This window comes from Pseudonocardia aurantiaca (genome assembly GCF_039526725.1).
Classification (GTDB): Bacteria; Actinomycetota; Actinomycetes; order Mycobacteriales; family Pseudonocardiaceae; genus Pseudonocardia; species Pseudonocardia aurantiaca.
The window spans coordinates 348,873-362,302 of record NZ_BAAAJG010000015.1 but is presented as its reverse complement, the minus strand read 5'-3'; the positions used below and the strand labels follow the sequence as shown (position 1 = coordinate 362,302).

General features: G+C 70.0%; 13 protein-coding genes and 2 pseudogenes. 11 read left to right on the top strand and 4 right to left on the bottom strand.

The window, feature by feature from the left end; genetic code table 11:
- Positions 1-29: 29 nt before the first annotated feature.
- Positions 30-1,448: an amidase gene (locus ABD143_RS23990; RefSeq protein ID WP_343982570.1), complete on the bottom strand. Its 1,419-nt coding sequence runs from the start codon at positions 1,446-1,448 to the stop codon at positions 30-32.
- A 212-nt stretch (positions 1,449-1,660) separates the two neighbouring features.
- On the opposite strand from ABD143_RS23990, the gene ABD143_RS23985 reads away from it, so the two are divergent.
- The 5 genes from ABD143_RS23985 (at position 1,661) to ABD143_RS23965 (ending at position 6,627) form a co-directional block, all read left to right on the top strand.
- Positions 1,661-2,467 (top strand): GntR family transcriptional regulator, encoded by an 807-nt coding sequence (locus tag ABD143_RS23985; protein WP_343982568.1) that lies wholly within the window; start codon positions 1,661-1,663, stop codon positions 2,465-2,467.
- Between the two features lie 226 nt (positions 2,468-2,693).
- Entirely contained in the window at positions 2,694-2,990 is a 297-nt protein-coding gene (locus tag ABD143_RS23980) for a hypothetical protein (protein WP_343982565.1), read from the top strand.
- Positions 2,987-4,519, top strand: a complete 1,533-nt coding sequence (locus tag ABD143_RS23975; protein WP_343982562.1) for a sodium:solute symporter family protein — start codon at positions 2,987-2,989, stop codon at positions 4,517-4,519. Before ABD143_RS23980 ends, ABD143_RS23975 begins: the two co-directional genes overlap by 4 nt.
- Before the next feature lie 43 nt (positions 4,520-4,562).
- Positions 4,563-5,801, top strand: coding sequence for a M20 family metallo-hydrolase (locus ABD143_RS23970; RefSeq protein WP_343982559.1), 1,239 nt, complete (start codon positions 4,563-4,565; stop codon positions 5,799-5,801).
- A 25-nt stretch (positions 5,802-5,826) separates the two neighbouring features.
- Complete coding sequence (locus tag ABD143_RS23965; RefSeq protein WP_343982556.1) at positions 5,827-6,627, top strand: SDR family NAD(P)-dependent oxidoreductase; 801 nt, start codon at positions 5,827-5,829, stop codon at positions 6,625-6,627.
- Positions 6,628-6,986: 359 nt separating this feature from the next.
- On the opposite strand, the gene ABD143_RS23960 is transcribed toward ABD143_RS23965, so the two are convergent.
- Positions 6,987-7,631: a hypothetical protein gene (locus ABD143_RS23960; protein ID WP_343982554.1), complete on the bottom strand. Its 645-nt coding sequence runs from the start codon at positions 7,629-7,631 to the stop codon at positions 6,987-6,989.
- A 1,654-nt stretch (positions 7,632-9,285) separates the two neighbouring features.
- Between ABD143_RS23960 and ABD143_RS23955 the strand changes: the two genes are divergently transcribed.
- Complete coding sequence (locus tag ABD143_RS23955) at positions 9,286-9,540, top strand: SDR family NAD(P)-dependent oxidoreductase (protein WP_343982550.1); 255 nt, start codon at positions 9,286-9,288, stop codon at positions 9,538-9,540.
- A gap of 50 nt (positions 9,541-9,590) precedes the next feature.
- On the opposite strand, the gene ABD143_RS23950 is transcribed toward ABD143_RS23955, so the two are convergent.
- On the bottom strand, positions 9,591-9,884 hold the full coding sequence (locus ABD143_RS23950) for a TauD/TfdA dioxygenase family protein (protein ID WP_343982547.1): 294 nt from the start codon (positions 9,882-9,884) through the stop codon (positions 9,591-9,593).
- A gap of 468 nt (positions 9,885-10,352) precedes the next feature.
- On the opposite strand from ABD143_RS23950, the pseudogene ABD143_RS38330 reads away from it, so the two are divergent.
- From ABD143_RS38330 to ABD143_RS23925, 5 genes and pseudogenes are all read left to right on the top strand, one after another.
- Positions 10,353-11,002: pseudogene (locus ABD143_RS38330) on the top strand (PLP-dependent cysteine synthase family protein); the annotation flags it as partial.
- An 88-nt stretch (positions 11,003-11,090) separates the two neighbouring features.
- Positions 11,091-11,609: a CBS domain-containing protein gene (locus tag ABD143_RS23940; protein WP_343982540.1), complete on the top strand. Its 519-nt coding sequence runs from the start codon at positions 11,091-11,093 to the stop codon at positions 11,607-11,609.
- A gap of 78 nt (positions 11,610-11,687) precedes the next feature.
- The gene (locus ABD143_RS23935) at positions 11,688-12,059 is read left to right on the top strand and encodes a nuclear transport factor 2 family protein (protein ID WP_343982537.1); all 372 of its coding nucleotides are present in this window, start codon (positions 11,688-11,690) and stop codon (positions 12,057-12,059) included.
- A gap of 167 nt (positions 12,060-12,226) precedes the next feature.
- Positions 12,227-12,469 (top strand): hypothetical protein, encoded by a 243-nt coding sequence (locus ABD143_RS23930; protein WP_343982534.1) that lies wholly within the window; start codon positions 12,227-12,229, stop codon positions 12,467-12,469.
- On the top strand, positions 12,466-12,966 hold the full coding sequence (locus tag ABD143_RS23925; RefSeq protein ID WP_343982530.1) for a nuclear transport factor 2 family protein: 501 nt from the start codon (positions 12,466-12,468) through the stop codon (positions 12,964-12,966). Before ABD143_RS23930 ends, ABD143_RS23925 begins: the two co-directional genes overlap by 4 nt.
- On the opposite strand, the pseudogene ABD143_RS38325 reads toward ABD143_RS23925, so the two are convergent.
- Positions 12,905-13,357: pseudogene (locus tag ABD143_RS38325) on the bottom strand (hypothetical protein); the annotation flags it as partial. The gene ABD143_RS23925 and the pseudogene ABD143_RS38325 overlap by 62 nt on opposite strands.
- Positions 13,358-13,430 lie beyond the last annotated feature (73 nt).

The following is a 13,430-nucleotide window of genomic DNA, read 5'->3' as shown; positions in this document are numbered from 1 at the left end:
CTCCTCATGTTCTGCTGCGTGGACCGGAGTCAGACGGCGACGGGCACGGCGGTGCCGCGGGGCACGAGCGGCCAATCGGGTTCGAAGCCCCGGTGCTCCTCGAGCCAGCGCGTCACGGCGAGCACCCGCTGGTCGGCGAAGCGGCGGCCCACCACCTGGACGCCGACGGGACGACCCCCGGACATGCCGAAGCACAGCGCCGCCGCGGGCTGGCCGGTCTGGTTGAACCAGCAGGTGTAGCCGGAGTGGGCCAGCGGTCGTTCGGGTTCGAGGCCCACGCTCTCGGCCGGGAACGACACAACCGGGATGACGGGCGCGAGCACCAGGTCGTAGCCGGCGAGGTGCCGGGCGATGCGGTCTCGGGAGCGTCCGACAGCTCCGACCGCGCGTTCCAGGTCGGTGGCCGACAGCCGGTTCGCGCCTTCCGACCACGCGACGAGCTGGGGCAGGACCCTCCTGCGGTCACGCTCGCCGAATGCTTCCCACTCGGTCCGCGCGCGCACCTGGAAGAGGGCGTCGAGCGCCGGGTACGGATCCTCCTCGAAGGGGGGAGGGACCTGCTCGACCGACGCCCCGCCCGCCGCGAGCGTCTCGGCGGCCCGCCTGACCACGTCGGCGACCTCGTCGACCGCCCGGTAGCCGTAGCCCATGTCGAGGAGGACGCCCACGCGCGCACCGCGGATCTCCGCGCGGGCGCGCAGGTCGTCCCCGGGGTCGAAAGCCTCTGGCGGGAGCGCCAGCTCGTCACGCGCGTCGAACCCGGCGATCACGGAGTACAGCTCCGCGGCCTCGGCGACGGTCCGGGCGATGGGCCCGGCCGAGCGGACCGTGCTCGAGGGCAGGTGCGGGATACGGCCCTGCGTCGGCTTGAGGGCCACGAGCCCGCAGTGCCCGGCAGGCAGCCGCACGGATCCGGCGATGTCGGACCCGACCGACCCCCAGCCGATGCCGGCCGCGAGGGACGCGCCCGCTCCGGCGCTGGAGCCGCCGGGGCTGGTCTTGAGGTCCCAGGGGTTGCGGGTGATGCCGTACAGGGAGCTCACGCCGGACGCCAGCATCCCGAAGTCCGGCATCGCCGTCTTGCCGACGATCACCGCGCCCGCCTCCTTCAACCTCGCGGCGGGTGGCGAGTCGCCGTCGCAGTCGGGCAGACCGTCGTTGGCGGCGGTCCCATGCCGCCACGGGAGCCCGACGGTCCGGACGCTGTCCTTGACCGTGACCGGGATCCCGTCGAGGACCGAGGACGGCCGGCCGGCGGCCCACCTCCGCCCCGCGGCCTCCGCCGCTCGGGTCGCGCGCTCGCGGTCGACGGCAACGATGGCCTTGAGGTCACCGTTCACCGCGTCGATCTGGGCGAGCGTCGCGTCGAGGGCGTCGAGCGGGGTGAGGGCTCCGCTCGCGAATCCCGTGCGGAGCTGAGAACTGGACATGGAGAGCAGAGGGTCCACGGGGCCGTCCTGAGAGGGGTCGGTGGCAGCCGGTGGCCTCCGCGCCGGGGCCGACTTCGGCTCCCACGACGTTCGCTCCAGACCATTTCTGGTCGATGTGGTTCGCGGTTACGTCCCCGTTAAAGGTCTTCGCAGACGTGATTGGTTGTGCGCTACTCGCGGGAGCATAGGCGGGTCCACCGTGCCGGCCAGTGCGAAGGCGTGAGGATCCCGTGTCCTACGAAGAGGTCCACCAGGCAATCCTGCGGCTGGCCGAGGAGATGGTCGCGCGGGCGCAGCCCAAGCTCCCGTCCGAGCGGGAGCTTGCGGCGCGGCTCAGCGCGTCACGGACCACCGTGCGCCGGGCGCTGGCCGACCTGGAGGACCGCGGGATGATCCGGCGGGTACAGGGCCGCGCGGGCGGCGCGTTCCTCAACGGCGTGGACACGTGCAAGGGGCCGGAACAGGTCACGGTGATGGGCAGCGGGCGCAAGGTGCAGCGCAGCCTGAACCGGGTGAGCAGCGTCCCCGACATGCTCAAGTCGCAGGGCTTCACCACCGGTACGCGGGTCATCGCCGCCTCGCTGGAGCCGGCGCCCGCTCCGGTGGCGCGGTTCCTGCACCTGGCGGGCACGGAGCTGGTCGCGTCCATCCTCCGGGTCCGGTTCGCCGACGGGGACAGCCTCTCCCTGGAGCGGATGTACGTCAGCTCCCGGCGTTTTCCCGCGCTGATCGAGAGCAACCTTGAGGGGTCGATGTACCAGCTCTTCGAGACGCGGTTCGGCGTGACCGTAGGGCAGGTCGAGGAGATGATCGAGGCGGCTGCTGCTCCTCCGCAGGTGGCCGCGCTGCTCGGGCTCTCGGACGGGGACCCGCTCCTGAAGCTCACCCGGATGGCCTTCGACTCGGACGGGACTCCCTTCGAGTACTCGATCGACCTCTTCCGCTCGGATCGGACGCGGCTGACCGTGCAGACCAGCAACCCGGCGGGCCGGGTCCGTTCCACCACCGCCCGCTCGTCAGGTCTCGAAGCCTGCTGAACCTTTTACGCGCTCGCAAAGAAGCGCCGCAGCACCAGAAATGGTCCGCGCCCAGGCTGCAATGGCCTTCGAGGATTCCGGCCAGCGCCCACGCGACCGCCACCCCGTGGGCGTCCCCCGCAAACCGACCCCAACCGGACGGCTTCGGCCATGCCGCGGCGCTGCTCGTCGAGATGACGGCCGCGGACGACCCACACGCCGGTGCGATCGACCATGAGGTAGACCCGTGAAGTCCTACATCAGAAGCCTGCCGTCGGCGGCGATCGAGACCGCCTTCGGCATCGTCTACGCCGTCAGCCTGCTCATGGCGCTGTTCCCCCCGCTGTACCTGGCCGCGAGTGGTGTGCGCGCAAGCGTCCTGGGGATCCCCGTTGCCATCGCCTACTGGATCGCCGACGCCGCACTCATCGGCCTGGCGCTGTGGGCGAAGTACGCCATCGAGGACGTGCGGGGTGAGCTCGACGAGGAATTCGACGCTACGCCCGACGCACCCGTGGCGCACCCCGTCGGGACCAGCGCATGATCATCATGCTGAGCATGCTGGCGGTGTTCTACGCCATCGTCATCGTCATCCTGTACGTCACGCAGCAGACCTCCCGGCCGAGCTTCAACGAGTACGCCGTCGGCGGCCGCAGCTACGGGCCCTGGTACGTCGCGATGTCCTACGTGAACTCGTGGTGGCCGGGCTCGACCTTCATCGCCTTCTTCGGGCTCGCCGCCGGCGCCGGCGTCTTCGGCCTCTACGGGCTGGCGTACTCCACCCTCGGCGTCACGTTCATGTACCTGATGGCGACCCGGGCGTGGCGCTGGGGCAAGAAGTTCAACCTCCGCACCCAGCCGGACCTGCTCGGCATGCGCTACGACTCCGGCGCGGTGAAGCGCATCGCGAGCGTCATCGGCGTCGTGTCCCTCTTCCCGTGGGTCGTCCTGGGCATGCAGGCACTGGGCGAGCTCTTCGAGATCGCGAGCGGCGGGGCGTGGTCGGTGACGGCGTGCCTGGTCATCGGCCTCGCCGTCATCGTCGTGCGGCAGTTCTGGACCGTGAAGATGGGCATGCGCGGGCTCATCATGACCGACCTGTTCCAGGGGATGGTCGCCTACGTGGTGTCGGCCCTCGTCTGTGTCGTGTTGCTGTCCGGCGTCGCCGGCTCCCCGATCAGTCTCGGAGACCTCTCCCGGGTCGGCGACGCGATCCTGCGCCTGCCGGGTGACGGTGGCGCCTACGGGCCCTGGTACATCTTCAGCCTCATCTTCACCGGCGTCGTCGGCTCCCTGTGCTGGCCGACGAGCTTCCAGCGCATCTACACCGCCTCCGGCGTGCGCGCGGTGAAGGCCGGGACGGTCCGGACGATCCTCATCTCGGGGGGCTTCTACACCCTCCTCATGCTCGTCGGCATCGCCGGGACGCGCGTTCCCGAGGTCCTCGCCGACCCGCAGCACGGCTGGTTCACGCTGCTGAACCAGTTCGGCGGGACCTGGCTGCTCGGCCTCGCGGTGGTCATCGTCTTCGCGGCCTCGATGGGCCACATCGACGGCGCGGTGCAGGTCTGTGGGCTGCAGATCGCCAACGACATCGTCAACAGCGGAAAGCGCAAGCTCTCCGACCACCAGCTGACGACCATCGCGAAGGGCAGCATGGTCGTGTTCATGGCGCTGGCCGGGGTGGTCGCCTACCTGACCTTCAGCATGGACCGGCTCCAGCTGCTCGCCCAGATCTCCTACCAGGGCATCGTCCAGCTCGGGGTACCGTTGTTCCTCGGCATCTTCTGGCGCGGCGGCAACAAGTACGGCGCCACGGCCGGCATGGTCGCCGGCTTCGTGGTGGCAGGCGCGCTCACGCTCGTCTTCCCGGACGACATCCGCGTCCTGGGCAGCATCACCGGCGGCATCATCGGTTTCGCGGTCAACCTCCTGGTCTTCCTCGCGGTCTCCGCGCTCACGGGGCAGTCCGAGGACGAGCGCAAGCGCGTGGCCGAGCTCTTCGAGGCGGCGAAGCGACGCGCGCCGGCGACACGGGCCGGCGTGACCGCGGCGACGCCGCAGGTCGCCTGATCCCGATGGCACCGGTGACCGCACAGCGACGAGAGGTACGCACGTGAACCAGCAGGACGTCCTCGAGGACTTCACGGTCCTGTCCTCCCTCGGAGCCACTCCGGGGGGAGGGGTGGATCGGCAGGCGGCGACGGAGACGGACGGGCAGGCCCGCCGCTGGCTCGTCGAATGGCTGACGGACAACGGGTTCGCCGTCACCGTCGACCGGGTCGGCAACATCTTCGGCACCGTGGAATGGGTGCCCGGCGCGCCGTTCGTCCTCATGGGCTCCCACCTGGACTCCCAGCCCACGGCCGGGCGGTTCGACGGGGCCTACGGCGTGCTCGCCGCCGCCCACGCCGCCCGCCGGATCGTCGCCGACGTCGCCGCCGGCGCGTTGACGCCCCGCCTCAACATCGCGGTCGTCGATTGGTTCAACGAGGAGGGCAGCCGCTTCACGCCGAGCATCATGGGCAGCACCGCGTACTGCGGCGGCATGGCCGTCGACGACGTCCTCGCGACCCGTGACCTCGACGGCACGAGCGTGGAGGAGGCGCTGCGCTCGATCGGCTTCCTCGGTGACGGCACTGCACCGCAGGCGGCCTGCTACGCGGAGATCCACATCGAGCAGGGACGGGTGCTCGAACGCCTGGGAGCCGACATCGGCCTCGTCGAGTCGAACTGGGCGGCACGCAAGTACGAGATCGTCGTCCACGGCACCCAGTCGCACACCGGTGCCACCGTGATGGCCGACCGCCACGACGCCCTCGTGGGCGCCTCGCGCATCGTCTGCCTCGCCCGCGACGTCGTCGACGAGTTCCCCGAGGGGGCGCTGCTCACGGCGGTCGGCCGGATGACCGTGCACCCCAACTCGCCGGTCGTCGTGCCGAGCGAGGTGCGGCTGAGCCTCGACGTGCGCTCCGCCGACGCCGACCTGGTCGAGCAGGCCCACGCGCTGCTGCTCGAGCGGATGGCCGGGATCGGCGCGCGGACCGGGGTGGAGGTCGAGGTCGCGCGGTCGTCGCTCCGGCACGCGCGTCCCTTCCGGGCCGCGGGGGTCGACCTCGCGGAGACCGTTGCGGAGGACGGCGGCGCCACCACCCACCGCATGCAGACCATGGCCGGTCACGACGCGATCCCGCTGAACACGCTCGTGCCCACCGTCCTGCTGTTCGTCCCGAGCGTGGAGGGCGTCTCGCACAACGAGCGCGAGCTCACGCACGACGACGACCTGCTGCGCGGGGTGGATGTGCTCAGCCGGCTCGGCGCCCGGCTCGTCGAGGGCGCGCTGCCGTGCGCCTGACACCCCGAGAAGAAGGATCCCCTTGATGATCGACCTGTCCGGAAAGACGGCCCTGGTGACCGGAGGGTCCCGCGGGATCGGCCGCGCGACCGCGCTCACCCTGGCGCGCGCCGGCAGCACGGTGGTGGTCGCCGACCGCAGCGACGCGCTCCGCACGGACGGCGCCTCGACCTCCGACCTGATCCGTGCGGCCGGCGGGCGAGCCGAGTCGCTGCTGCTCGACGTGTCGTCCTCCGCCGCGGTCGACGCGGTGTTCGACGACGTGGCCGCCCGCCACGGCATCGACATCCTCGTGAACAACGCGGGCGTCCTGTCGCCGGGCTCGGTGACCGAGACGTCCGACGACGCCTGGCGCTCGCTGTTCTCCGTGAACGTGGACGGCACGTTCTTCTGCATGCGCGCCGCACTCCGTCACATGGTGCCGGCCGGACGCGGCGGCAAGGTGATCAACGTTGCCTCGATCAGCGGGCTGCGGGCCAATCCCGGCTTCGCCGGCTATTGCGCGGCCAAGGGCGCCATGGTGAACCTGACGCGCCAGGCGGGGATCGACTACGCACCGCACGGGATCAACGTCAACGCGGTGGCACCCGGATTCGTCGAGACCGACATGACGGCGATCTACGACGCACCGATACGCCGGGCACTGGAGGCGCAGACGCCCAACGGCAAGTGGGCGACCGCCCAGCAGATCGCCGACACCATCCTCTTCCTCTCCTGTGGCCTGTCCGACCACCTCTGCGGAGAAGTCGTCGCCGTCGACGGTGGATGGCTCGTCGGTACTCCCGTGGTGGTCGAGAGGGTGACCGCGGCGGGGGGCATCGCCTGAGACGGCCAGTCTCCGCTGCCCGAAGTGCGTGGACTGGATAGCCGGCCAGCTGGCCGGGTTCGCGTGTTGCTGCGCTCGGTCTTCGACCACCCCGACGCTACCGCCGGCCAGCCCGAGTTGTGGCCGCGTAAACGGGCTCGCCGATCTTGACCGGGCAACCTGAGGTTGTAGTCCGTCCGGCGCGCCTGAACGAGGGCGGCCCATGACTCCTTGATCCTCGCTGTGTTCTGGAGCAGCGAGAGTAGAGCCACGGGCCGTGGTTGACCGTAGCGATGGGGCGTCGTGCCTGTGGGGACTCGAGGTCCTGGCGGTCGAGCGTGTCGTGCTCACCGGGCTCGGGGTCAGGGTCGTGCAGCTGGTCACCGATGATCCGGACGCGGCGCGCTGTCCGGTGTGTCGGTCGGTGTCGACGTCGGGCAAGGGGTGGGTGCTGAGCCTGTGGGTGCCGAGAACGCTGTCACCTCGCGCATGTGTCCGACGCCTGGGCGTGGGCAAAGGCCCGAAAGTTCGTCCAGCGCCAGCGCCAGCGCCAGCGCCAGCGCAACGCCGAGCGTGAACGGGAGTTGGTCGCCGAACGGTGTCGCCCCGACGACGGCCAGATGCATCTCCTCGGCGCCGAATGGCGGCGCCCGACAGCTCGTCCAGAGGATCGCACCTCCCTCGGAGCCTGCGCGGGAGAGGGTCGACGAGGTGCTGAACGACATCGCGAATTTCCATCGGTCGAGCGTGACGGACGTCATCCGGAACATCAGCGTGGCCGAGATCGCCCGACGCGCCCGGCTGCCGCAAAGCTTGGTCGAGGAGGTGCTGGCGTTGCCGCCGGGCAGTTGAAGCCGGTTCGCAGCTCGACGTACACGCAAAGGGGCGCTCGGCAGAATGCCGGTGACGGATACGCCGGAGCTGCCGACGGCAGCGACCATAACCGGCATTTTCGGACGTCTCGATGTCTCGATGACATCATCACGCAGTTCGCTGACAAACGCGAAGATCGAGACCTTCCCCATGCCGACGGGCTCTGATACAAGGCCGGCGTAGCAACGCGCACCTCCCTTTCCTCCCCCCGCAGTTCTCCCCGAAGTCCCGAGCAGAGCGAGCCGGTAGGCCGGCTTTGCAGCGCCGCGTCCGGCAGGGTGGAACCCACTCCCATGCCGGGGCGGACGGACCCGCGGCGAGGAGCTCCGTAAGCGCGTCATCTACCGGCCCCCAACGCCGCCCTTTCGACGTATGCAGAGGGTGCAGCGCGGGGGCGGCTCACAGCTGCCGACGCACTCACTCCTGGGAACCGCCCGGGAACCACGCTCCATGAACGCCCTGCTCGCACCCGCACGTCCTACCCGTAACCATAGGAGGCACAACGAGCCTGACGTGCGGAAACGCTTTTTTCCCCGAACTGGGGGTCAAGGGGTCGCAGGTTCAAATCCTGTCGTCCCGACGGCGTGATGGGCGGTTCTCTCAGTATGAGGGAGCCGCCCATCAGCGTTTCTACCTGCGGAAATAGGTCGTTGAGTGATCTTGTAGCGCGTCGGAAATGATTTTGCTGCTCGGTCTGGCGGACAGTGATTCATGCCCAACTGGAGCAAATCTGGAGCATGGTGTCGGGCGGGGCGAAATGGGGTCACGTTCTGCTCCAGGTCGCCGCTGTGGTTTCGGTCACTTCGGGCTTGTTCGGGGTTGTTGGGCGCAGCGGACGGTGAGGGCTGGCTGTGTCGGTAGGTGACGGTGGCGGGAGTCAAGGGGTCGCGCCGCGGTCGCGTGGTGTCGGCTGGTGTGTGAGATGGCTGCCGGATCTGGGATGTCGAGGATTTCGCTGGGTGGATTCTTGAGGCCGTGCGCCCAGTGCAGATCGTGCTCGATGTCGGTGGCCTGCATGGCGAGGTCGCACCTGCGCCGGGATGGCGCCTACGGTGCTGCCGATGGGAACGGAGCGTGTCAGCCATGAGCGGTCGGTCGCCGCAAGGCGGGTGGTTCGAAACCGTCCGTCATTGCTCTCCGTCGACCGGTTGGTCCGCCAAGAGTGTTTGAGCGACGCGGTACGGCCGCGCCTCAGTCGATGGCGACGCCGTGAGCGGCGGAGAGGTCCGCGAGGCCGTCTGCGCAAGTCAGCCCTGCGCCCACGTCCATGCTGGGGGAGACGACGACGCAGTTGCTGTAGGGCGGTAGTGCAGACGGGCGCACGGAGGCGCTCTCGGCGGTTCGCACGCCGTGCTGTGTCTTGCCGAGCAATCGGGCTGCGGAATTGCGCCGCGGAGTCGTGTCGTTCAGCAGAACACACCCGCTGCGTTCGGCATGTCCGACGGACGGCTCCGCCAGTCGTGCCTCTTCGACGGGTGCGCCCAAGCTCATAATTGATATGGAGCGAGAGAGCCCTTTATTGAAGGCAGCGGCTGGGTTCTGGCGGTCGGGGAGGGCAGGCGGCACTACGGGACGGACGATCGTGCGCACCGCACGCGCGCCCGCGGCGGTTCAAGTGCACTTGAACACTGGTTTGTCAAAGGTAGCTAGTACGCTGCAAAATCGTGTCCGAAGGGGGACTCCGACACGATTTCGTGGCAATTCTGCCCCGCTTCGGGGGTTCATGTGAATTACGATGCCATCGTGCCGGTCGAAGCGGAACTGGTGCTTGCTTATGTGCATCGGCGTCGCCGCGGAGGGGGCTCCATGACGACTGTCCTCACCGGCGGCACCGACGGCATCGGCCGCGCGCTCGCCGGCACTTACCTCGACCGCGGCCACGACGTGCTGGTGGTCCGCCGCAATGCGGAGAAGGGCCGGGCGTTCCTCGAAGCGCTCTACTACCTGTCCCGATTCCTGTTCAGCCACGGGCTCGCCGACCTCTTGCGCCGCGCTGAGCACCAGGTCGTCCTCAACTTCGGCGGTGCCGGCCTGACCGGCCCGCCTGCGACCTCGTCGTAGACCAGCGACTCCAGCCGGCACGGCGGGGTGCGCCAGAGGCCGCCGATCTGTCAGTGGCTCGCTTTCCCGGCGTGCTCGACGCGGTACGGGTAGACGAGCGGGTTGTCCGGGTGGCGCCGTCCCGTGGGGTGGTCGAACGGCTCGCCGAAGATCCGGACGGCCGCCACGTGCTGGTCGGGGGAGAGGGTTGCCCCGCGGAGCACGAGAACCTTGTGGATGCGCAGCGCCTCCCGCAGCTGGTCGGCGGTGGCGTGGCCGACGGGGTGGTGCAGGTCGACGCCGGCGATCTCCGCGCCGATACGCGGGCCGGTGGGCGTCCCGGTGAGGGACACGGTCGAGGTCACGGTGAAATCGATCTCCGAGGTGGTCGCGCAGTCGGAAATTCTGCGGAAAGGCGGGAGGAAAGTGCGGGCGCCGGCTACTGGCAGCGACAGCGGGCGGAGCGCACCAGCATGAAATCGGCAAATTGCCGGCCAACCAGCGGCAGGGGCGGAACAATGCTGGTTAGGTGAGTGACGGTACGGCCACGGCCGCGCGAGCGACAATCCGGGTATGATGTGAATCGCACTGCGTTGGGAATCCGTACATTTGAGAGTTCGCATCTCAAGAAATGGGAGCATTGCTGTGCGTTGACAACAATCCATGTCCCCGGATTGGCTCGCACTCGTCCTGCGTGCCATCGACCGAACGGACCATGATGCCTGTCCACGACACGTTGCTCGACCTCGTCGGCGGCACCCCGCTAGTCCGGTTGCGCCGGCTCACCGCCGAGATCGCCGGGCGGGTCGGTGAAGGATCAGGCCGCGTCGAGCATGGTCGCCGCGGCGGAGGCGTCCGGCGCGCTGCTCCCCGGCGGCACCATCGTCGAGGGGACGTCCGGCAACACCGGGGCGGGCCTGGCACAGGTCTCCGCCGTCCGCGGGTACCGGGTGGTGGTCGTCCTCCCCGACACGGTGGCCCGGGAGAAGTCGACACGCTCGTCGCTTTCGGCGCCGAGGTCGTCCTCACGCCGGCCGGGTTGCCCCGCGAGCACCCCGAGCACGTCCGGAACCTGGCGCGGCGGATCGCGGCCGAGACGCCGGGAGGATGGCTCGCCGACCAGTACGACAACCCGGCCAACCCGGCCGCCCACCACACCGGCACCGGCCCGGAGATCTGGACCGACACCGGCGGCACGGTCGCCCACCTCGTGGCGAGCATCGGCACCGGCGGCACGATCTCCGGCGCCGGCCGCTACCTGAAGGAGGTCCCGGCCGGCCGGGTGCGGGTGATCGGCACTGATCCGCCGTCCTCGGTCTACAACGGTGGGGACGGCAGCCCGTTCTACACCGAAGCCGCCGGGCACTACCGCCATCCCGAGACGGTCGACGACGTCTGGCCGCGCTCATACCGCACCGATGTCCCGGACCGGATCGAGGTGGTGGGCGACCGGGAGGCGATCCTGACCATGCGCCGGCTCGCGCGCGAGGAAGGGGCGCTCGTCGGCGCCTCCTCCGGTCTCGCGACGGCGGCGGCCCTGCGGGCCGGCCGACCTGGGACCGGAGCACACCGTGGTGGCGATCCTGCCCGACTCCGGGCGGTCCTACCTGTCGAAGTTCCACTCGCCGTCGTGGCTGCGCCGGTTCGGCTTCCTAGACGACGACCGCCCTGGACTGCTCGCCGGCGCCGGTGTCGTCGGCGCGGTGCGCACGGTCACGGCGCGCAGCACGCTCGGCGAGGCGGTGTCCGTCCTGCGGGACGGGCGGGACCAGTCGGCGCTGCCCGTTGTGCTGCCGGGGCGCGACCCTCGGCTGCCCACCGCGCTGGCCGAGCTCTCCGCGCTCCTCGAGCCGGTCGAGGTGGTCGCGGCGTGGGAGCGGCACGGGTCCGAGGCGCCGCTGCCCGCCGGGGCGCCCCCTGTCACGATCGGGACCGGCGAGACCGCGGCCGAGGCGCTCGCCCCGCTCGACGACGTCGGCGCCCGGCACGCGGTCGTGGTGCGCGACGGCCGGCTGGCCGGGCTGGTCACCCGTGCCGAGCTGGCCCGCCTGCGGGATGCCTCGGCGCAGCAGCCGGCATCGACTCCCTGAGCGGACAGGGCGGTCACACACCGAATATGGCGCGGATATCGGTGTGCAAGCTGGCGGGCCGTCGTCGACGATCGGCACGTGGGCTTCACCAGCGACGATCCCGACGTCCAGGACGTGGTCGAGAGGGAGCTGCGTCTCCAGGACCCGGCTGTACGGCACACGCGCAGCGCAGCCGCTGAGCTGCTCGATCGCGAGTTCCACGAGTTCGGCGCCTCTGGTCGGGTATGGGGTCGCGACTCGATCCTCGACATGATGGCCGATCACGAGGCTCCGCCGCCGACCCCGGACAACATTGCCGCCACCCGCCTCGGCGAGGACGTCATCCTCCTCACGTACCGCACACGGCGGCCCGAGCGGACGGCACTGCGCAGCTCGCTGTGGCGCCGTCGCGACGGCGGGCCCTGGCGCATCTACTTCCATCAGGGCACGGTGCAGCCCGACGCGACGTGAGCCCTATCAGCTCGCTTCCGCCGGGAGCGACGGGGCGGCGGACGCCTCCGAGAGCGTGGGCGCTCGGAAGGCGGCGAACGTCGTCCGCCGGCGGAGCCGGAACCCGAGGGGCTCGTAGAGCTGGATGGCGTTTACGTTCGACGCGGCGGCGTGCCGGCGCAGGCGCGTTGTTCGCCGAGGTCTTCGTCGCCCGCAGCTCCGCCCTGGTCGGCAGCCCGGCGCAGGTCCTTGACAAGGTGTACCGGCAGCACGAGGCGTTCGGCAACGAGGTGACCTACGTCCAGCAGGAGGCCGAGGGACTCAGCGATGCCGAGCGCGCCCGCAGCGTTGAACTGTTCGCGACGGACGTGGCACCGACGCTGCAGACGCAGCTGCCGGCGAGACCGTTCGTCTGGAAGGGATGTTGGTGAGCTCTTCGAACGACGCCCCGGCGGAGCCGGACCTGCTCGCGACGATCGCCGCGGAGCGCGAGATCAACAAGACGTTCTACCGCTTCTTCCGCCTCACTGATCTCAACGAGTTCGAGGAAGTCGGCGTCACGTGCTTCACGAGGGACGCGCTCATCGAGTACGACGTCATGCCCGGCCCGAGGCAGCGCTTCCACGGCCGTGACGAGTTCGTCGCGTTCATGACGGCGGGCGGCCCTCGGCGCGAACCGCGGGTGGCTCACGTCGTCGGGCAGAGCACGATCGACTGGGTTGACGGCGTGCCGCACCTGGAGGCCTATGTCACCGTGTGGCACTGGGCGGCCACGCGTACCCCGTCCGGTCTGCACCGCCCCGCCGACTGGACCGTGGTCGGGCTGGTGCAGGACCAGTTCGCGAAGGAGGACGGGCGGTGGCTGATCAGCCGCCGCTACGTGGCGCCGGTGGCGGGACTGGTCGCGGCCGGGAGGGCGCCAATGTGAGCTTCCTGGGCGAGCCGCGAGCTCGATGGGTTGCCGGGCGTTCGTTGGACCGCGGCGGCCACCCAACGTGGCGGGATGACAGCGAGCTGTTCCTGTGGTGGCGCGCGTGGCTCGCCCAGCGATCAGGCCGCCGCGTCGCCCACGAGCTACAGCGCCAGAGGCAGCGTGAGGACCCCTCGTCCGAGTTGGCGCCCGCCGTCGCTCGGGGATTCGAGTCCGTACCAGACCTCCGAGACACCATCGCCATAGCGGCTCCGAGGCACATCAGGCACGGTTCCAGGGTTACGGCCAGAACCAGCGGGCCGCGACGCTCTCGCCAGCCCAACCGCTGATCAGCATCAATCATTGCCAGCAGATCGGCGTGGACCAGCCGCCGGATGAGGGTCTGTTCCTGCGTGCAGCCCGCCCGACGACTTCATCCCCCATGGCCACGACCGCGCCGTTGGGCAGCCCGCTCGCAGCCA